The 21,225-nt window shown below is 63.9% G+C and carries 10 protein-coding genes; 8 read left to right on the top strand and 2 right to left on the bottom strand.

Annotation, left to right across the window (positions count from 1 at the left end; translation table 11 throughout):
- Positions 1–34: 34 nt before the first annotated feature.
- The 8 genes from KBX18_RS01070 to KBX18_RS01035 all read left to right on the top strand — a co-directional run bounded on the left by KBX18_RS01070 (position 35) and on the right by KBX18_RS01035 (position 18,775).
- Positions 35–934 carry a DUF4132 domain-containing protein gene (locus tag KBX18_RS01070; RefSeq protein ID WP_255994477.1) on the top strand — a complete coding sequence of 300 codons (900 nt, stop codon included), beginning with the start codon at positions 35–37 and terminating at the stop codon, positions 932–934.
- Complete coding sequence (locus KBX18_RS01065) at positions 927–5,525, top strand: hypothetical protein (protein ID WP_255994476.1); 4,599 nt, start codon at positions 927–929, stop codon at positions 5,523–5,525. The genes KBX18_RS01070 and KBX18_RS01065 overlap by 8 nt, the downstream gene beginning before the upstream one ends.
- The gene (locus KBX18_RS01060; RefSeq protein WP_255994475.1) at positions 5,522–10,108 is read left to right on the top strand and encodes a hypothetical protein; all 4,587 of its coding nucleotides are present in this window, start codon (positions 5,522–5,524) and stop codon (positions 10,106–10,108) included. The genes KBX18_RS01065 and KBX18_RS01060 overlap by 4 nt, the downstream gene beginning before the upstream one ends.
- Positions 10,105–11,205, top strand: a complete 1,101-nt coding sequence (locus KBX18_RS01055; RefSeq protein ID WP_255994474.1) for an AAA family ATPase — start codon at positions 10,105–10,107, stop codon at positions 11,203–11,205. Before KBX18_RS01060 ends, KBX18_RS01055 begins: the two co-directional genes overlap by 4 nt.
- Before the next feature lies 1 nt (position 11,206).
- Complete coding sequence (locus KBX18_RS01050) at positions 11,207–14,653, top strand: DUF5682 family protein (protein WP_255994473.1); 3,447 nt, start codon at positions 11,207–11,209, stop codon at positions 14,651–14,653.
- Positions 14,650–16,254 carry a hypothetical protein gene (locus KBX18_RS01045; protein ID WP_255994472.1) on the top strand — a complete coding sequence of 535 codons (1,605 nt, stop codon included), beginning with the start codon at positions 14,650–14,652 and terminating at the stop codon, positions 16,252–16,254. Before KBX18_RS01050 ends, KBX18_RS01045 begins: the two co-directional genes overlap by 4 nt.
- 62 nt (positions 16,255–16,316) lie before the next feature.
- Positions 16,317–17,636, top strand: coding sequence for an O-acetylhomoserine/O-acetylserine sulfhydrylase (locus tag KBX18_RS01040; protein ID WP_005286436.1), 1,320 nt, complete (start codon positions 16,317–16,319; stop codon positions 17,634–17,636).
- The gene (locus KBX18_RS01035; protein ID WP_255994471.1) at positions 17,633–18,775 is read left to right on the top strand and encodes a homoserine O-acetyltransferase; all 1,143 of its coding nucleotides are present in this window, start codon (positions 17,633–17,635) and stop codon (positions 18,773–18,775) included. Before KBX18_RS01040 ends, KBX18_RS01035 begins: the two co-directional genes overlap by 4 nt.
- 70 nt (positions 18,776–18,845) lie before the next feature.
- On the opposite strand, the gene KBX18_RS01030 is transcribed toward KBX18_RS01035, so the two are convergent.
- Together KBX18_RS01030 and KBX18_RS01025 are read right to left on the bottom strand one after the other, a co-directional pair.
- Complete coding sequence (locus tag KBX18_RS01030) at positions 18,846–19,502, bottom strand: metallophosphoesterase (RefSeq protein ID WP_255994470.1); 657 nt, start codon at positions 19,500–19,502, stop codon at positions 18,846–18,848.
- A 34-nt stretch (positions 19,503–19,536) separates the two neighbouring features.
- Positions 19,537–21,195 carry an iron ABC transporter permease gene (locus KBX18_RS01025; protein ID WP_255994469.1) on the bottom strand — a complete coding sequence of 553 codons (1,659 nt, stop codon included), beginning with the start codon at positions 21,193–21,195 and terminating at the stop codon, positions 19,537–19,539.
- Positions 21,196–21,225: the final 30 nt, after the last annotated feature.

The following is a 21,225-nucleotide window of genomic DNA, read 5'->3' as shown; positions in this document are numbered from 1 at the left end:
ACCCAGAAGCTGAGAAGCAGGTAAGTTTGTGGACATGACTGAGCCCGCAGACTCTACTTGGATTCAAGCCCCCGACGGATACGCCCTGACCATTGCAGACGGTGCGATCCAGGCACGTAACGCCAAGGGCAAGGTACTGAAGTCGGTGCCTGCAAAGGTGAAGAAAACTGATGAATTCCTTGAGCTAGACAACCTGCTGACGTGGCTGCAGTCCCACGACGCTGAATGCGGCTCAACAGTGGAAACCTGGCTGCTGCGCTCGCTGCCTGTCCCCACCGCCGTCATTGCGGCTGTGTGGCCGGATGAGACATGGCAGTCCTGGCTGCGCGACCTCATCATCCAGCCGGTTGACGGTGAAGATTCTGATGCTGAAGAAGCCGGGTTTCTGCGGGACGCATCAGCGACAGATGACCAGATTCACCTCGGCATCGTCGACTTAGACGGCGAAACCCGCACCATCGTGACGGACGAGATCCTCATCCCCCACCCTGCACTGCTTGAGGATCTTGCTGATTTGCGGGAGTTCGCCGCAGATCTCGGCGTGGAGCAGCGCTTCGACCAATTGCAACGCGCTGTCTATGAACTGCCCGACCCGCTTCCAGAGCCTGCCGTGACCAAGCTGGACACGTGGGCGAATGGTCGGTTCGAACAGGGACGTTTTTCCACCGGCCGCGCACAAACCGCCGGATTCGCCATCAAGGGCGGATTCGCGGTGGCTCGCATTCATGAAGCCGGCCGCCTTGTGGAAGCCCGGTACTGGATCGGGGCGAACGAGAACCCAGAGGTAGAAACCTGGACCGGTGAACTGCAGTGGGAGGTTGAAGGCGAGACCGTCCCCGTGCGCGAACTCGGCCCCGTCGCCTACAGCGAAGGTGTCCGCATGGCCACATTCATTTACGCAGGCCGGTCAGTGGAAGGGGAGGGAAATGAGTGACAACCGAGCTCGCCTGGAACAAGGCGGCATCACGCTGCAGGCAGACGACACTACTTACCCGCTGACTGCGGCTACCTTCACGCACCCTGTCCTGCCCGGCCGCACCATCGTCCGGCTGATCCCGGAGCCGCTGCTGGAAGCAGAACGCCTCGCCTTAGATGTGTCCGGGGTTGAGTTACAGGGAAGCACTCCGGTCGGTCACACGCGCCGCCGCGGGGTGGGTTTCCCGGCGTGGCCGATCCTCAACGATCCTGACAATGCCGAGCATGCGCTGAACCTCGTTGGCGACTTGGAGCGAGCGACCCGGCGTGCGCGTCCGAAGCCGGGCGCCACCAAGCGAGAGATCTTAGAGCTGACCGCCTCGCTGGAAGACAGCGCACCGCACTTTCTGCCGACGTTCCTAGAACAGGTTGCCCGCGTCTACTTGAGCGTGGGAAACAGCGCCTATGCCGCGCAAATGTTCGGTAGGGCGCGTGAAGCCGAACGCCGCTACGCGCTACCTATCGACGAGCAGCGCCACCGCGACGTCCTAATGGAGTTCGCGTACGCTGGCGCCATCAGTGCGAAAGCGCTCTCTGCTGAGGCTCAAAGCCTCTCCGAACGGTTAGAGCCGGCTGACGCTTACGAGACGTTCCGCACCCTGTGTGTGGAACGCATCCGCGGTGGTCTGACTCCCTACTCCGGAATGAAGAAGGACCTGGCTAAGTTGGCGAAAGCAGCTGGACTGAAACCTGCCGACGAAGAAGTCCGCATCGTCTCCGAACTGCTGCGGATCGGTTCCATCGAGCGCGCGAACGAGAGCTTCTGGAAGAACTACAAATCAGCGATCCGCAAGGCGGCAGCGAAGGACGAGGAGCTGCGCGCCATCCTGTTGACGCTGGCACCGAAAGAAGCGAATAATGACAACTGGCTGGAGCTTCTCGACGCCTCCGGGGCGCTCGAACTAGTCAAACAAGGCACCCACCCAGAGTTCGTGCCTTTAATCGTGTCATTCGCCTCCGAGCGCAGGTGGGGGCGGTGGGGTTCCCCAGAGCCGAGCAAGAAGCTGGCACCGGTGCTCGCTGACATTCTTCCGCACGCAGGATGCACTCGAGTGACGTTGTCGCGGCGCACAATCAATGAGATGCCCGCCGCAGTGCTTGAACAGTTGGCGGCTCACGACGTGGCGGTCGAGGTGGACGACGCCGGCCCCGAGACCTTCGTCGATATGAAGGCATGGGTGGACAGCGAAGATCGCGCACCCCTGCCGCACCTGGCAGCCCATGAGGATTTACGGAAATATCTCATCAACGGCATAGAGCGTGCGCTCACGTCCCCGGACGTTGTGACGATTGTGTCCACCGACCCCGACCTTCGTCCCGTCTTGATCGAAATGCTCACTGAGCAGGTTGAACTACTTGAGTCGGCCCCGCCGACGGCCGACCGGCTGACCGAGGTGACCTCATTCGTCCGTCACTTCGAGTTCATTGCTGATGCGGAGGTGCAAGCCTTGCTGGACCGTGTGCGGGCCTATCACAGCGATCTCGCCGAAGTGCTCGCCGAGACTCTGCGCCGCGGTTTGCTCGATGAGTTGGGCTGGCCAGAATTCGAGGAGGCGTACAAAAACAACACCGCTGGCAACGGTCGCCATGGGGCACGGCTGCAAGAGTGCTGGCCGGGTGTCGTGGCATACAACGACAGCAAGGCCACGTATGTGTGCGGACGCACGAGCCACGACATCCAGAATTGGACCGGCGCATCCATATACGGTGTGACTGAAGTCGAGGGGCAGTTCGCGATCATGGATCATGACTTCTCCACGGGAAAGAATTACGTCAACTGGTCTAGTTCTGGCGAGCGGCTCGTGGCCCGGACACGTCAATCCTGGTTCCACGATCCGGATGAATCTATTCCCGTTCCCGGTGGGCGGCTTGTCGACGCGAATACGATCATTCGCCCTGACCGATCAACGTGGAGCGACGGCAGCAAGCAGTTCTTCAACGAGGGAGACCGCTTTTGGATGGTCCAAGACAACCGCAAGACCGTCAAGGTCGTTGAGATTGATCCGAAAACCGGCGCCAAGGGCCGCGAATCCTTACCGGATTGGTTCGAGGAACAACGCCGCCGCCACCCCGATCTCGTCTTTGACCCGACTCGTTCGCAGCTGCGACCCGTCACCGACGAGACCACGGGCTCACTCTTCTCAACTGCGGACGGCTATCACAGAAGCGCCGTGTTCTACCGTCCGGATGATCCGCACTCTCAGCTCGTCGTCGACGCCGACGGGACCGAGTATCCCGTTACCGGCACGTACGCTCCCCTAGTACGCGGTGTCATTCGCTTACCCGACGGGCAACCTCGTGTTCTTGCCGGAAACGGCCGCACCATATATCTCCTCGACCCGGATGACCTCATGCCCACGGTTCACCATGGAATCGGCTTCGAAACGCCCCTGTGGTGGCATCACGCAGTTCCGCGTGACCCCGAACTCAGTGCACGGTTACGCCAGATCACTGCAGAGGAGATACGCCCGTTGATCGAGCGTATCTCGGCGCGCGGTCTCCCTACTGTCACCGTGATCCAGAAGGCGGTCTCCGAGCTGCTCGGGCTGCCCAGCTCTGCGGTACGCGATGCCGTCGCCAAGCATGCCGATGCTTTAGTGCACTCGTGGCCGGGCTGGGCCACCTCAGCCCCGACCCCCGCACTTCCGGACGCTCCAACGCTGAAGCACCACCTGCGCGTGCTCACGTCGGCAATGCACACGCACTTGACCAAGTTCGACGTCATGTCCATTTGGCGCGACACAGCAACGCTCGGGTTGCATGACCGCGAGCTGCCCAAGCACGCCCAAAAAGATCGCCTTCCTAGTCTGCGGCACTCGTGGGGCGATTTGCTGGGCAACTCCGATGCGCTTCTCGCTCTCGCCGCTATTCCGGGCCGCACCGCTGGCGAGATTCGGGCCCTGAAAGAGCTGTGGTCCGTGCTGCGCGAATCGGGGCTCGTGGGCACCACTAACCTCTTTGTTGACGTCCTGCAAATACCTGACGGAGTTGACCCGTTCCTCCACGTCGCACCCCCGCGGACACTGGAGATTGATCATGGCATCGATACGGTCACCCTGTTGCGTGCTGATTCCGGCAAGCCCGTGGCCCGCAGAGGGCGCACGTTCACGCTGCTGGAACGGCGCGAGATCGCGCCAGGGCACACAGATCTCGAACCGGTCTTTGATGCGCTGATGGAGCGTGTGAGCGCCAATGGACCCCAACCGTGGTCACCGGAACCGGGCGAGGCGTTCGCCGCCGCCAGTGGGGTCTCGGTGACGGATGCGCACCTGATCATGGCCGGTTTCCCCAACTTTGCTGATTTTGAAGAAAACTATCTGCCAAAAGAGTTGCGCACAGCACTAGGCCTTAAAGTCCAGAAAGCGCTGGATACGAAAAGAAGGCTGCAAGAAGTCAACGAGCACTTCTTGGCCGTCCTTGCTGCCGGTGTGCCTAAGGACCCAGCTGAGCTGCTGGAGCATGGACTGGACACCCAGGCTATGGCGGCACGCTGGCCCGGGCACCCTCCTGCCCCCGAACAGCTCCACGCTGACACTTCTGCCCGCGAAAAGCCCGCCGCTACGTTGGCCGACCGCAAACCGACGTCTTTGTGGGATACCACCTTCAGAGATGTCATCGCGGGCAAGCACGACAAGAGGTTCTGGGGCGAGGAGGTGGCTATGCTGCTCTGGATCGCCAACGATGTGGGCCTGTCCGACCCACTTCGCATCGCTTTGGCGGACTACGCCGAGGAGTTGGCGCAGTCCCCCGCTGGCCTGGACTCCGTTCACCTCGGCCGCATTCGCGATTACGCCCATGTTCGCCAGCGTCTCGGACTTCCCGGCCCGGAGGAGGCGAGCATCGGATCGCAACAGCAAAAGGCAGGACGGTTCCGCGTCGAATCCAATCGCTGGCAAGACAGTTTGCACGCGGATTTGAGCGACATCACTGACCCGGAGGATCCCGATCTGAACCTGGCGCGCCAGTGGGGTGTGGCGTTCGGCGGCGATGTCCAGACGCTTGCTGCGGTGGATGTGTGGTTGTCGGGCGGGTTGTTCGCGTATGCGCAGTGGCTGCGTGAACACGGTGAGGGGGATCCTCACGATCCGCTCGTCGTTGTGCCTGAGCTTGTTGCCGACGCCGCCGCAGAGCTAAGCGTGAGTGAGGACGCCGCGCGGTACTACCTGCAATTGATTGCGTGGCCAGACCCGACCGACGCGAACGTGCGCCGTTGGAACAACTGGAAGAAAGCCGACATCACCCGCGCGGGCAAAGAACTCGCTGCGGTAGACCTCGTCTTAGAAGCGAAGCGGACTCGCTCTGGACGCAACTTCTTCTTGCCGGGCGGATGGCTTGAAGCCGCTCCCCCGCACGTGCCGCTGGAGCTGTGGAAGAAGGAGGCTTTCGGCATGGTCGTCTTGCCTGACTTCACCAAACCCCGTCCAATGCTGGGAGTGGCCGTGGCGCCCCTTCCGCCCACGTTGTGGCTCCCAGCGTGCTGGGAACGCTCCCGTGGTGATGACGCACCGCAGTTCAGCAATCTAGAAACCACCCGGAGGACGCGCCAATGACGCAACCCAGTACAGTCCGCCTTGAACAGGGCGGCATCACTACCGATGCAACGGACACGTCCGTACCGCTCGTCGCGGCGAGCTACACCCACCCGGCGCTGCCGAACCGCACCATCGTCCAGCTCATACCAGAGGCTCTAGCGAAAGCTGAGGATCTCGCTCTCGGGGTCGCCGGACTCGTCTCCCAGGGCCACGTCCACGTCGGTCACACGCGCCGCCGTGCAATCGGTTTTCCAGCGTGGCCAATTCTCACCGACCCCGCCAACGCGCACCACGCGCTGAATTTGATCACCGATCTTGAGCGGGCCGGCCGATACGCGCACACGAAACCAAAGCGTTTCAAAGAGATCGTCGACACGCTTGCAACCAAGCTGGACAACAGTGCGCCGCACTTCCTACCCACGTTCCTGGAAGAGGCCGGGCGAATCTGCATCGCGGCCGAGAACCCCCGGTTCGCAGCGCAAATGTTCACGCTCGCACGCGATGCAGAAAAGCGCCACCGGCTGCCTATCGACGAAGAGCGCCACCTCGAAGCCGTGATGGAATTCGCCTACGCGGGGGCGATGAACACCAAGGAGCTCAGCAACGAAGCGAAACGTCTCGCAGAAAGCATGGAGCCGGCCGAGGCGTACCAGACCTACCGCACGTTGTGCGTGGAACGGGTGCGCGGCGGTCTCACACCGCATGCCGGAATGAAAAAAGAGTTGGCCAAGCTCGCCTCCGCTGCCGGATTGGATCCGGCAGCGGAAGAGCGCACCATCGCCAAGGAGATGCTCCGGGCAGCATCAATCCAGTACGCCGGCGCGCATTTTTGGAAGAACTACGAGAAAGCGATCTGCCAGGCTGTCACGGAAGAGGACGACCTAGTAGACCGCCTCCTTTCGCTCACTCCCTACGGTGTGGACACCGACGTGTGGTTGAACCTGCTGAGCAAGACAGGAGCGCTGGAAAAGGTCAAAGAAGGCAACCACCCCGACTTCGTCCCGCGCATTCTGTGGTTTGAATCCATCCTGCGGGACTGGCCCCCGACCGAATCTGAGGACCTAGCGTCGGTGCTGGCCGACATCCTGCCGCACGCCGGGCTGAAGGAGGTGCCGTTTCCCCACGACCGGCTGAGCTATCTTCCCGCCGCCGTAGTCGAGCAAGTTGCCGCCTCCGGCATCCCCTTCGCCTTCTCTCATCACGAACAGGCTGAATACATTGCTCTCGGGAGGTGGGCCCGCCGACCGGATCGGGAACCCCTGCCCCATCTCGCTGCAGACGAGTCACTGCGCGAAGACATGGTCGAGGGAATAACCGCCTGCCTGGCCTACCCCGAGATAGTGGATACGCTCGCCTCCGATCCGCACATTCGCCCCTTGGTGCTGGAGCTGCTCGGTGAGAGCGTCGAAAAGCTTGAAACTGGTATCCCGCCAGTCGAACTGCTGACACGTATCACCGGGTTCGCCCGGGGTTTTGAGCAGGTCGATGACCCTGAAATCCAATCGCTCCTCGACCGAGTCCGGGTCATCCACCGCGACCCGGCCGTACCGCTGGCGGAGTCACTGCGCCGCGGCTTGCCCGACGAGCTCGGCTGGCCTGAGCTGGAACAGGCCCAGAGAGACTATGGGGAGTGCAGACAACTTTCCACGTGGCTTGACACCAGCGATTGTTGGCCCGGTGTCATTGTGGAGAACAGATCTGGCATCACATACCTGCGCGGCCGAACCTCCACCACGATCCCAAATTGGACTGGTGACAGCATTTTCGACGTGAAGGAAGTCGACGGCCAGTTCGGTCTGGCGACGTATCACGATAACAACCCCCGGGTGTGGTGGCCCGAAGCCCCGAAGGGCATGTCGAGCAACCTGAAACACTTTGACAGCCAAGGGTTGAACGTCTCCGTGCCGGTACCCGGGGGCCGGCTTTTCGGCGAGGGAGTGATCATGCGCCCCGGCCAATCGACGTGGGCCAGGGGCAGCGAGCACTTCTTTGTGGATGGTGAGCGAGTATGGCTGGTCACGGACGAAAAGGTGCTGGAGATTGACCCTGCCACCGGTGCGACAGGGCGCGCCTGCCTGCCTGACTGGATGGAGGAGCAACGCCGCCGTCACCCAGACCTGGTGCTCGATCCACAGCGTTCGCAGCATCGCCCGGCGACAGATGCAACGAGCGAGTCCCCCTTCTCCACCGCGGCAGGCTATCACCGGCACGCGGTGTTCACTCGCCCAGATGACCCGGACTTCTGCCTGATCGTGGACGCAGACGGAACCGAATACACCATCACCGGCGCCTCCGCCAGAGATGCGCAGGGCACTTTGCGCCGCCCAGGCGGGGGTACTTGGATTCTTTCCACATGGGCTTCGGACCCGGCGGTTGTAGACCCAGAAGATCTCGCGCCGATCCCGCTGCGCGGCACCGATTCCGACTGCGCTATGTGGTGGCACCACACTCGCGTACGCGACCAGGAGGTAAGCGATCGTTTGCGGTCGATCACCGCCGAGGAGGTGCGCCCGCTGATTGACCACGCGCACACCGAGCAAGCTGCGGGGGTCACCGAGAAGCTGTGCACAGCGGTAGGCGACCTGCTCGGTATTGAGGATCCGGTGCTGCGCTTTGCCATCGCGAGTGTCGTGCACGACGTGGCTTCTTCCTGGCCGCAGCCGGACGCGGAGACACAGGCAGAAACATTGACACCGGCCCCGACCTTTGCGGAGCACCGGCACGTTCTTGACCCCGTCAAACGGTATAGCCTCAATGACTTCGATGCCTTTGACATATGGGAAGGCGCGTCGGAACTGGGGCTGCACGACCGCCACGTATCCACAAAGCGGCAATCCGGCTACCGCCGTCATGGAAGCAGCGACTGGATGCACCTGCTCGGTTACGGCGACGCTTTGCTCGCACTCGCGGCGATCCCCGGCCGGACTGCGCAAGAAGTCCAGGCGTTGAAGGAACTATGGACGGTGATGCGTGACGCAGGTGCTCTGGGAGCGGAGAACCTCGTGGTGGAGTCCTATCAATGCATCCCGTATCCGGTGAGTCTTGAAAAGCAACTGCCGCCACAGTCGAAAGAACTCCTATCGCCTTTCACGCGTGACGAGGTGATTGTCCGGGCTGCAGGCAGCGAGCCTTTGACTGCAGGCGGTAAGGCGGTTTCGCTGAAGAATCGCACCGAAATCCCTGCCTCGCGTACCGACCTTGAGCCGGTTTTCGATGCTCTGCTTGAGCGGATCAGTGCCGAGGGCCCGCTGCCGTGGTCGCCGGAGCCAGGCGAAGCTTTCGCCGCCGCCACTGGATCGCCGCTGGCGGATGCGCACTTGATCATGGCCGGGTTTCCCAACTTCCGCGCACTTGAGGTCAACTTCCTGTCGAAGGAACTGCGCACCGCCATGGGGTTGAAGGTGGATGAAGCGAAGCTCGCCCGGGAGCGGCTGTGGGACCAAAGCGAGCAATTCCTTGGTGTGTTGGCTGCGGGTGTGCCCGAAGATGCCAGCACACTGCTTGACGACGGTTTGGACACCGCATCCATGGCCCAGTTCTGGTCCCAACACGGACCCGCTTACCTTCCTGCGCTGCCACCCCACATCGCGGACCGGAAACCGAAGACGCTACCGGAAGAGGTGACGCAGCGCGTGGTCGCTGGCCGGCACGCGGACGGCGACGACTCGGAGACCGCGTGGGCTGAGGAGATGGCCGCCCTTTTCTGGGTAGCGAGCGAGCTGGATCTTTCTGACCCGCTGCGTCCCGTGCTAGCGGACTACGCTGAACGGTTGCACGCGAACCCGAGGGGAATCGACCACGTAATGATCGGTGTCGCCTGGGGCGACAAGTCCTGCAGCAAGCTGCGCCGCGCCATCGGTGTGCCGGAGAGGGTGCCCGGCGATGAGAGCCACAAGACCATCCAGTCGGGTCGATTCACCCTGTTCCAGGAGTCCTCGTCAGACTGGGTGTACCTCGACTTCACCGGAATCACCGACCCGGCTGACCCCGACTTGGCAGTGGCACGTGAGTGGGCCAGGGACTTGAGGGACTCCGAGCGGAGGTTGGTTGTCCAGGCGGCCGTCTACCATGTGCGCGGGGCTCTGACTGCCTTCGCCGAGTGGCTGCGGCAACCGGGCGACGGCGAGCCGCGCGACCCTCTCGTCTCCGCGCCTGGCCTGGTGGCGGAGGCGGCTGCTGCACTGGGCGTCAGCGAGGATGCCGCCCGCTACTACCTGCAATTGCTGGCATGGCCGGATCCCACAGACGCCAACGTGCGCCGCTGGAACAACTGGAAGAAGGCCGACATCACCCGCGCGGGTGATGAGCTGGTCGCCGCCGATGTCGTTGTGGCCGGGAAACGGCCCCGTTCAGGGCGCAGTTTCTTCCTCATGGGCGGCTGGATCGATGCGACTGCTCCGGAGTTGCCCATCGAGCTGTGGAAGCTCAGTGCGTTCGCCATCGAGCCGACGGGATACCGTGGCGTGTACGAACCCCAGTTGGGTATTCCGGTGGCACCGCTGCCGCCGCCGGATTGGTTCGCCGCGTGCTGGGAGCGCTCGCAAGGTGAGGATGCACCGCGTTTCGCCGAACTGGAAACCACCCGAAGGAGACGCCGATGACGCAACAGGTCGTGCTCGCTGAAGAGCGCTACGCCAAAGAATTGGAGTTTCTGGAGCGCTGGGACACCGGCACGCGTCCGCCGGGGTGGCGGCTCACGCCGCGTGCCGTGGTCACGTTCATCATGGGCGGGGCCGATTTGAAGGCCGGCCGCTCGAGACTGACCATTGCGCCGAAATATGTGGGCGATCCCGCACTTGTGGAACGCTGCGTGATCACACTCGCCGGCTCGCGCGGACTCATGCTCGTCGGTGAGCCCGGCACCGCCAAGTCCATGCTCTCGGAGCTGCTGTCGGCCGCGATCTGCGGAACCTCCGCGCTGGTCGTGCAGGGCACCGCCGGCACGACCGAGGATCAGCTGCGCTATGGCTGGAACTACGCCATGTTGCTCGGCCAGGGGCCGACGCGGGAGGCGCTTGTAGCCAGCCCTGTGATGCGCGCCATGGAGCAAGGCCAGATCGCCCGGATCGAGGAGATCACCCGCTGCCTGCCGGAGGTCCAGGACTCGCTAGTGTCGCTGCTGTCGGAGCGCCGCATCGCTGTCCCCGAGCTCGGGGATATGTCCGTCGCCGCGACCGAAGGGTTCGGTCTCATCGGCACAGCGAACTTGCGCGACCGAGGGGTGTCTGAGATGAGTGCTGCTCTGAAGCGCCGCTTCAGCTTTGAGACGGTCCACCCGATCGCCGACCTGGACGCCGAAGTCGCCCTCGTGACAGCCCAAACAAAGCGGGCGCTGGAGACTGCGCAGATCGACACGCCTGTCGACGATGTCGTGGTGGAAGTGCTGGTCACCGCGTTCCGCGACTTGCGCGCCGGTGTGAGCCGCGAAGGGTGGCCCGTGGAAAAGCCCACCACGGTTCTCTCCACCGCAGAAGCTGTGTCCGTGAGCACCTCGATCGCCTTGTCGGCCGCCTACTTCCCCGCCCGCAGCGACGGTTTGCGCGACCTGGCCGGCCACCTGCTCGGCGTCGTCCTCAAAGATGACCCCGCTGACGCTGACCGTTTGCGCGGCTACTGGGATGCGGTTGTTCACCGCCGGGCCGAGGAGGGTGCTGCTCCGTGGCGCACCCTGTGGGACCAGCGCGAAGAACTCGCCTGACATGGCCAGATACAACACGGAAGTTCGACAACCGGAGGTTGCGGGGGCCGTCGATAAGCTCGCCGGCGATTCTGTGTACCTGATCGGTGTGCGCCACCATTCGCCGTCGCTCTCACGCGTGCTGCCGGAGCTGTTAGACCACGCGCAACCGGATGCGCTGGTGCTGGAAATACCGGAAGAAGCAGCGCCGTGGTGCGAATGGATTGCCCACCCCGATGCTGTCGCACCGATGGCGTTCGCAGTTGCTGATGACGGCGGCGGGATCAGTTTTTGGCCGTTGGCTGACTTCAGCCCGGAGCTGACCGCGCTGCGTTGGGCACACGCGCACGGGGTGCCGGTGATCTGCGCGGACCTCTCCCCCGGCGCGAGCCCAGAGGGGGATACACCCGATGACAGCGAGCACCCCACCTCGAGTGTGGGCCGCTTCCTTGACAACTACGTAGGCGCCGACCACCACGACGACTCGTGGGACCGCCTAGTCGAAGTGCCTTCTGCCGGGGCGAGCGGCGAGGCGGTCCGGCGCGCCGCGTTGGCCTTCGGCTGGGCGTACCGGCAGGGCCAGCCGCTTGATGCCCGCACCGCTGCCCGCGAAGCCTCCATGCGTGAGGGCATCCGCCGCGCCCGCGCCGAACACGGCCCCCGCATCGCGGCGGTCACGGGAGCGTGGCACAGCCCGGTGCTCACCGAGACCCGCATCAGCGAAGACGCGACAGCGGACGTTGCGCTGCTCAGCGAACTTCAGCCGCTGCGGAACAGCCGCACAACAACGGCGAGCCTGGTCCCGTATTCTCACGCGCTGTTGGATTCTCGGTCGGGCTATCCCTCGGGCATTCGCGACCCGCGCTGGCAGGAGGCGGTGCTGGAGGACGGGGGCGACCGGGCTGCGTTCGAGGACGCCGTGGCTACTTTGCTGACCCGCATGGCGTCCGGCATCCGCGCGCAGGGGCACCCCTGCGGCCCGGGCGAGATCCAGGAGGCCCACCGCATGGCGCTCGATCTCGCGGCGCTACGGGCACTCCCGGTGCCGGGGCGCCGGGAGCTGTTGGAGGCGTGCACGAGCGTGTTCGCCCAGGGTGATGTGCTCGGGCGCGGGCGCGTCGTCGCCCGCGCCGCCCAAAGCATTCTCGTAGGCACTGGCGTGGGCCAGCTTGCGCCGGGTACTCCGAAGTCCGGATTGGCCCCCGAATTCCTCGCACAGATTGAGGATCTGCGCTTGCCCGGACCGGGGGAGCCCTCGCGCGAACTCACGTTGGAGCCGCTGCGCCTGAAAAACTCGTCGCCGCAAGACACGCTGGACACCCGCCGCGAGGTGTTCTTACACCGCTGCCGAGTCGCCGCGATCGGCTATGCCGTTCCCGACCACGTCGCTGGTGTCGGAGGCGCACAGGCAGTGAGTACGCGGTGGACGGTGCTGTATGACGCCGCTACCGATGCCAGTCTCGCCCGTGCCTCCCGCTACGGAGTGACCGTGGAACAAGTCGCGGCGGGCACGCTGCGCGCACGCCGGCCGAACCCGGTGGACGATGCGGATGACGTGACTGCCGACTATGCTCTCGCCACGGGTCTCGCGGATGCCGCCGCCGCGGGCCTGCTCGACGAGTTCGACTGGTGGCTGGGTGCGGTGGTAGACACGCTGCCAGGTCGCGCCGGAGTGAGCACATTGGCAAGCGTGCTCACTGCCGTAGTGGCCATGAGCGAAGGAACCGTGGCGGGGATGCTGGGGGTGGGGCCGGAGCGTCGTAAAGCGATCGCGGAAGCGCTGGACATCCTCTCGCGCGCCGCGGTCGCCCAAGTCAGCGGGCTTGCAGGCAGCGACGAACCGGACGATGCCGCCGCGTTAGGGCATCTTGTCGCGCTGCAGCACACCGACTTCGGAGTGCGGCTTGCGCACACCCTCACAGGATTCGTCGCAGATGCGTCCCCGCTGATGCAGGGCGCAGCTACCGCACTATTGCACCGGCTTGGGGCACAACCGGAGGATCTGCCCAGCATCGCTACGCGAATCCGTGCTGCCGCCACCTCCTCGGGCCGGATGGACCTGCGCCGCTGGTTGACGGGGTTCATCAGTGCGAGCCCCGAATTGCTTACCGACGATTCCGACCTCCTCGACGACCTCCGCGAAGGCGTCGAAGATCTCGAAGAGGCTGTGTTCATCGCCCGCCTTCCCGCGTTGCGCGGCGGTTTCGACCCGCTGTCCGCCGCCGAACGTGAACGTCTCATGGACGCTGTCGGTGCTGACCGGGCGCGCCCTGTCAACGTGCCGGTCGAAGAGCTCGGCCGCTGGGCAGCCGACGACATCGCCGCCTGGGAACGCCTGCAGCGGCTCGGGCTGGCGTCTGCGGCACTGACGCCGGCGCAGCGGTGGTCTTTGGTGCTGGGGCGGCGACGTGAGGAAAACCCGTCCCCTACCCAGCGCCGCTTGGCGCGCAGTCTCGACCAGCTCTACGGCAGCGGCGCCGGCGAAGGATCCACCGCCGGGTCCATGGGCGGGCGCGCCGGCAACGAACCGCCCTACCCCACAGCACGCGATTGGGTCGACGAGCTCGACGCGCTCTTCGGTGAAGAGGTGCGCGAGGACATCGCGGCCACCGCGGTAGACACGCGCCACCCGTACGCCATGGAGCTGCTCACAGAGACGCAGCCGCGCGCATCCGTGGAGTTGCTGAGCGACGTTCTCACCCTCGCTGGCGGCATGCCCGAATCCGTCCTGGCCAAACTGCGCCCGGTGCTTCGGCGCATGGTCGAGGAACTGTCACAGGTGCTGGCCAGCCAGCTGCGTCCCGCCCTGCGCGGCTTGCAAGGATGGCGTCCCAGCACACGCCCCTCCCCGGAATTGGACCCGCTGAGCACGATTCACCGCAATCTGCGCCACGCTGTGCTTGACAGCGACGGCACACCCCAGCTGGTGGTGGCCACACCGATCTTCCGCCAACCCATCGCTAAACGGTCCGAGTGGCATGTCATCGTTGTCGTGGATGTGTCTGCATCGATGGAGCCATCGACAGTGTTCGCGGCGCTCACTGCCTCCATCCTGTCCGGGGTAGACGCTTTATCGGTGACGTTCCTCGCCTTCTCCACCGAGGTAATTGATCTCAGCGGGCATGTCTCGGACCCTCTATCTCTGCTGCTGGAGATCCACATCGGCGGCGGCACGAACATCGCGGGAGCACTGGCAGTGGCCCACGAGCACGTGACTGTGCCGTCGCGCACGCTGCTGATCACCATCAGCGATTTCGACGAATACGGCTCCGTGGAAAGGTTGTTGGCCCGCGTTCAGGCGCTCAATAATGCAGGGGTGCGGCTACTCGGGTGCGCCGCCCTGGATGACACAGGGCAGGCCCGGTACAACGTAGGAATCGCCAGGCAGCTCGCGGACGTCGGCATGGCTGTCTCCGCGGTCTCCCCAACAGCCCTGGCCCGGTGGGTAGCAGAGCAGGTGCAGCAATGACGCACACGGATTCCCGCCACGACCTGCCTGGCATGGACCCGGCCTTTGTCGCCGCCACGATCGAGGCACTCCCCGGCCGCCTGCAGAAGCGCCTGGGCTCCGCCGACCTGGACAGCTGGACGATCAGCAGCACCACCGTGACCGTCGGCACCGCCACCGTGACATTGCACCCGCCTGCCAGCGCGGAATGCGACTGCCTGCTCAGCCCACGGTGCCTCCACCTCGCCCAGGTGCTCATGGCCTGCCCGCCTGCAGCGGCCAGCCCTGACGACACCGCAGATTCCGCAGAATTGTCCGAGCCCGCCGACGTGGACGGCGCCGCAGATCCCGCATCCGTCGACGAGCCGTTGACGCTGACAGATGACCAGTTGGCCACCCTTTCCCTCGCTGAAGAATGCTTAAGGGGTTTGCTTGACCGGGGATTGGGCGGCCTCACCGCGATGGACAGTTCGTCGGTCCTCTGGCTTGTGTCCGCTGGGCGAGTGCAGCGCCTTCCGTCATTGGCGGGGGCGTTCGCCCGACTGCACGGTGAATTGGGTAGTGCAGACGGGCGAGTGACGGAGGCTGCCATCTCGCTGCTGGTCGACGCTGCCCTGGTCACCCATCAGCTCCGGCACGGACACGATGCGGGGACGCTGAGCATCGATGCCGTCGGCACAGCGCGGCGAACCTACCAACCGGTGGGTGGTTTGAAGCTGCGCGGATGGGCGTGCGAGCCGGTGTTGACCAAGTCTGGCTACGCGGGCGTGATCACCTACCTTGTCGATGAGCGCGATGGCTACGTCTGGCAGCTGCCGTCTGTGGTTCCCGGGGATGAGACACAGGTGGATCAGGCGTACCGCGCCAGCGCTGGGTTTGCTGAACTTGGGCTGAGCCACCATGATCTTGCTCGCAGCGGGCTGCTGCTCACCCACGCCACCGCCTCGGCCGACGGCAGGCTGGGCCGTGGCGCGAAGGTCCGCGCGAGCGCTCGCACCCCGGATGAGACCGCTGTGCCAGCGCAGGGCTGGTGGATCGGTGACGGCGTCCTGGCTGGAGTGGAGGACGACGGCCAGCACCCGGTACTCGTTGTTGAGACTGGAGATGGACCGCTACGCTGCCAGGTCACCACGGCGGCAGAACGGCTGGGCCTCCCGGCGTTGCGCGTGCTGGCCAGCGCTGTGGGAACACAAGTCCAACTGCGCCTGCGGGAGCGGAGGCCGGAAGAACCGGGCCGATCCCCGTGGGTGCTCATCGGAGTCGGCCACGACGGCACCTGGGTGTTTCCCGGGCTGGACCGGCCGAATGAGCATTGGCTCGGCGTCCCCCAAAACGTCGCACCGAAAGCGGTGGCGTCATCGCGGGTGGAACCGGCGACGGTGCTGCGGCGCTGGCGTGATGCTGTAGCCCGGCAGGGGCGGCGCGGGGCGACGGGAACCAACCGCGACCGTCTCATGGCCGATGCCGCGTGGCTGCGCGCACACGCTAGCGGACACCGGGCAGACCTCCTCGAGCGGTTAGCCGATGCCGCCGCAGCAGGCACCCGCGGGTTCGACGGGCGCTTCCACGCCGACGTGAGCGATCTCCCCCGCCGCTGGCTCGCTGTTGCTGCCGTCTGTTAGACACGAATAAAATTCACGTGGCTTTCTTGCACCCTGCACCAGGGGGCTTCTAGGTTGGAAATATGCCTCAATACGACAACAGCGCTGCAGGCGAGTGGGGTTTTGATACCCGCGCTGTCCACGCCGGCCAGAATGTCGACTCTGACTTCGGTGCACGCAACCAGCCGATCTACATGACCACCTCCTACGTCTTCAACGATACGGAGCACGCGCAGGCGAGGTTCGCGCTGGCTGACCCGGGGCCGATCTACACCCGCATCACCAACCCGACGCAGGACGCGTTCGAGAACCGTCTGGCCTCCCTGGAGGGCGGTGTCGCGGCAGTGGCGTTCGCCTCCGGCATGGCGGCGGAGACTGCGGCGATCACGAACCTGGCCAGCGCCGGGGACCACATTGTCACCTCCCCGCGCCTTTACGGCGGCACCGAGACGCTGTTTGAGGTCACCCTCCCCCGCCTCGGCATCGAGTTCACGTTCGTGGATAATCCGGATGACCCGGCCTCTTGGGAGGCTGCGGTCAAGCCCAACACGAAGGCCTTCTACGGCGAGACCTTCGGCAACCCGATCGCGGACATCTTGGACATTCCTGCCATCGCGGACGTCGCCCACGCTAACCGTGTCCCGCTCATCGTGGATAACACGATGGCCACAGCCGCGCTGGTCAAGCCGCTTGAGCTCGGCGCGGACATCGTTGTCGTCTCCACGACGAAGTTCTACACCGGCAACGGCTCGGCGCTCGGCGGAGCGATTATCGACGGCGGATCTTTCGACTGGACCGTCCAACGCGACGGAGCAGACGTTTTCCCTTATTTCACCAACCCCGACCCGGCGTACCACGGTCTCGTCTACGCGGATCTGGGTGCGCCGGCCTATGCCGTGAAGGCGCGCGCAGGCATCCTGCGTGACACAGGTGCGGCGATCTCCCCCTTCAACGCGTGGTTGGCGCTGCAGGGGATGGATACGTTGGGCCTCCGCGTCGAAAAGCACAACGCGAACGCTCTGGAAGTCGCACAATTCCTGGATGCGAATCCGCAAGTTGCCACCGTGAACTTCGCTGGCCTGCCTAGCTCCCCGCACTACACCACGAAGGAGAAGCTCGGGCTGAAGTACACCGGGTCCGTGCTGTCCTTTGATATCGCGGACGCGTCCCGCGAGTCTGCCTGGGCGTTCATCGATGCACTAAAGCTCCACTCCAACCTGGCCAACGTCGGCGATGTGCGCTCGCTGGTCGTGCACCCGGCGTCGACGACGCACTCGCAGTCCAACGAAGCGGGCCTGGCGCGCGCGGGCATCACGCAGGCGACGATCCGCCTGTCCGTCGGTATTGAAGATGTCCGCGACATCATCGCCGATCTCGAGCACGGATTCGCGGCCATCGCATGATCCCGCTTCCGCCCGAAGGCGAACTCACCCACCAACCGATCGGTGACTTCCAGACGGAGGCTGGTGCCGTCATCCGCGACGTGACTGTCGCCTACCAGCGGTGGGGTGAGTTCCACGGGGATCCCCATGGCCGCAACAACCTCATCCTTGTGGAACATGCCCTGACCGGCGATTCCAACGCCGTCGTGTGGTGGGACGGGCTGATCGGCCCCGGCGCGCCGATCGACACGGACCGCTTCTGCGTCATCTGCACGAACGTCCTCGGCGGCTGCTCTGGCACGACCGGCCCGTCGAGCGACCACCCGGACGGCGGTAAGTGGGGCTCGCGGTTCCCGGCGACGTCGATACGCGATCATGTGCGCACCGAAGCCCACTTCTTAGAGGCGCTCGGCATCACCTCGATGCACGCCGTGATCGGCGGCTCCATGGGCGGCGCACGCACCCTCGAGTGGACGCTGATGTACCCGGACTGGGCGAACTACGCCTGCGTCATCGCCATGTCTGCGCGCGCGAGCGCCTGGCAGATCGGCATCCAGTCCGCGCAAATCTCCGCCATCGAACGCGACCCGGACTGGCAGGGCGGCGACTACTACGGCACCGGCCGCTCCCCCGATGCAGGTCTATCCGCCGCACGCAGGCTGGCGCACCTGACCTACCGCGGTGAGCTGGAGATTGACGAGCGTTTTGGCACCATGGCCCAGCCAGGCGAGAACCCCCTCGGCGCCTTCCGCGACAGGCAGCAGCGCTTCGCCGTGCAGAGCTACCTCGACTACCAGGGCCAGCGGCTCGTGGAGCGTTTCGACGCCGGCTCCTACGTCGCCATCACCGAGTCCCTCTCCCGCCACGACATCGGCCGCGGACGCGGCGGACTGAACCGGGCACTCGCACAAATCACCGTGCCCACGATGGTCGTCGGCGTGGACACCGACATCCTCTACCCGTTCCACCAGCAAGAGCACATCTCGCGCAACATCGGCAACCTGCTGGCCATGAACAAGATCGTCTCCCCCGTCGGCCACGACGCCTTCCTAGTGGAAACCCGCCAAATGGGCCACATCCTGCGCAACTTCATTGCCATGGCGGACCAGACCCCGTCCGCGAGCGACTTAGCGAAGGAGCAGGGCAACTACGACATCTAGGGGCTTAGCCCTGCATGCGTTCGAACGCACCAAAAGCCTCCGGAAAAGGTAACGCGGTGCCAGCCTGTGTTTACACCACCAGGTTCTGCACACGGACGTCTCCGTCGTTCACGTCAATGAGATACGCCCGCCCCATACCTACCCAGCCGATAAAAGGCTCAGGGTTCAGTGTGATTTGCGAGTGGACATGACCCAAGATCCACGCATCATACCCGCATGCGAGGAGTTCCTCTGTCGTGCATGGAAGGCAATCGTGTTTGGAGTACTCGCCGGTAACCGAAGTGTGAAGCAACCCAAGGTTCACGGCATGAGGTAAAGGGTGCGGAAAGTCGCTCACGAGTGAGCGCGGGTCCCTATCTACCTCAACAGCAGCGGAATGCAATGCCCACTCACCCACCTCGATGGTGTGTGGCTGTGTGCCGGAGACAATGACTCCCCGCGGAATGACGGCGCCGAGATCGTGGTAGACGTCATGGTTGCCCGCGGTGAAAACCACCGTTTCGAACAGTTCGAGCCCACGGCTGAAGAATGCAGCCACCTCAGAGTACGTGGCCTCGGTGTAGCGCTTGCGGTCGATGATGTCACCGACCACGACAAGGTGGCTCGCCCCGGCAGCGGTCGCATGATCAAGGGTCTCTAGGGCCCATTCAATTCCGGGCCCGGTTTTCTTGTCTCCGGTCTGTTTGCGGCCAAGGTGTACGTCAGCAAGGACTGCTACAGAACTCACAAGATGAACCGTAACCGAAAACTGTAGGGTTCCTCTAGCGGGCTTGGTGGCTTGCACGCCCCTGCCACCATCGGATGAGCACCAGGACCGCAGTCGATGTACCCACTCCGATCAGGGTCATCGCCATTGCTTCGGCTCTGTGTCCCTGCTCGAACTGGTTCATGATCCAGGGTGCGAGCAGGTTGATGTTCGACGGCCTAATCAGAGACGACATGACCAGCTCGCGGATGCCCACGAAGAACGCCAGCAGCCAGCCTGCGAAAATTCCTGGGGCAAGCATGGGGAGTGTGATGCGCGTGAACGTTTGCCATCGCGTAGCACCCGAAACGGCGGATGCCTCGCTGAGTGTCGGCGACATGGACACTGCAGACGTCTTGATGTTCTGCACCGCCATGGGGACAAACAGCACGGTGAATGCCATCACAAGGATGATTTGTGAACCGTAAGGCGTGAACGGCAAACGCGGAGAGTTCCACAGCAAGATGAAACCGATCGCGAGCACGATTCCCGGAACAGTATCGGGAGCCACTGCAAGGAAGTCGCTCAAGCGGGAAGACAGCGTGCGGTTACGCAATGTGAAGATCGTTACTGCAAGAGCAAGCACAACCGCTGTCGTTGCACCAATTGCACCAAGCGCAATGGAACGCGTTAGCGCCTCCTGCCCGGACGGCATCTGGAGGACAATCTTGAAGTAATCGAAAGTCAGGTTGTTGAGTGTCGGCGGCTTTGAACGCAGGATCGTCATCGACGCGAGGATGATAGAGATGTAGGGAATCACCACACGCAGGATGAACACCACCGCAGCGTAGATCCAAGCCACAACCATCGCGGGGCGCGAGGGGTTCAGGTGCACAGCCCGGGAGACCCGGCCACCGCTCACCAAGTCAGTACGTGCAACCCACTGCTGAGTACCCCAAGCGAGCACGCCCAGTGTGAACAGAACACTCGAGGATGCAGCAGCCTTTGAGAAGTTCAGCGGATCGATGGTCACATCTTGGTAGATAGAGGAAACGAGAACCGGGTACCCGATCGCGTTACCGAGCGTGACCGGAGTACCGAACTCACCCGCGGCCTTAATGAAGACAATGAGTGCTCCTAGCGAGTACGGCCCGAGCACAATGGGAGCGACCACACGGCTGAATTGCTGCCAGCGACTCGCCCCTGCCACTTGCGCCATTTCCAGCTGCGAAGCCGGAATAGAGGCGAAGGCATTTCTGAGGATGAGATACAGGAACGGGAAGAGTTCCGCCGCCATGATGAAGCCCATACCCCACACCGAGTTGATCGCGGAACGGACCGCGTCACCGAGCGCGGGGCCGAGGAGCATGTCCGCAACGCCGCGCAGGCGTGTGAAGTCCATCCACGCCAGAGCTGCGGCAAAAGGCGGCGTCATGAACGGGATCATGATCATGACCTCTACCCATTCTGCCTTCCGCATGGGTGTCCAAGCGCGAAGGAAGGCTAGCGGAGCAGCGAAGAGGGTGGAGAACATGACGACGAGGAACGAAAGCCAAACTGTGTTCCAGATGACCCGAAGCATTTCGGGACGGAAGAGGGTATGCAGTGCAGAATCCTCGTCCCGGTAGCCCGTCACTGCGGTGACCAAGACGGACACGAGCGGCGCCGCAACCAGCACTAGCAAGATCAGCAGCACCGGGTACACACCGGCGTTAGTTTTAGCTCTCGTTCTCATCGCCTTAGAACTTGTCCTTACTCTCTGGCG

The organism is Corynebacterium sp. CCUG 69979, from assembly GCF_024454095.1.
GTDB classification, from domain to species: Bacteria; Actinomycetota; Actinomycetes; order Mycobacteriales; family Mycobacteriaceae; genus Corynebacterium; species Corynebacterium genitalium.
Note: the sequence above shows the minus strand (reverse complement) of the source record. Positions and strands in the feature narration are given on the sequence as shown.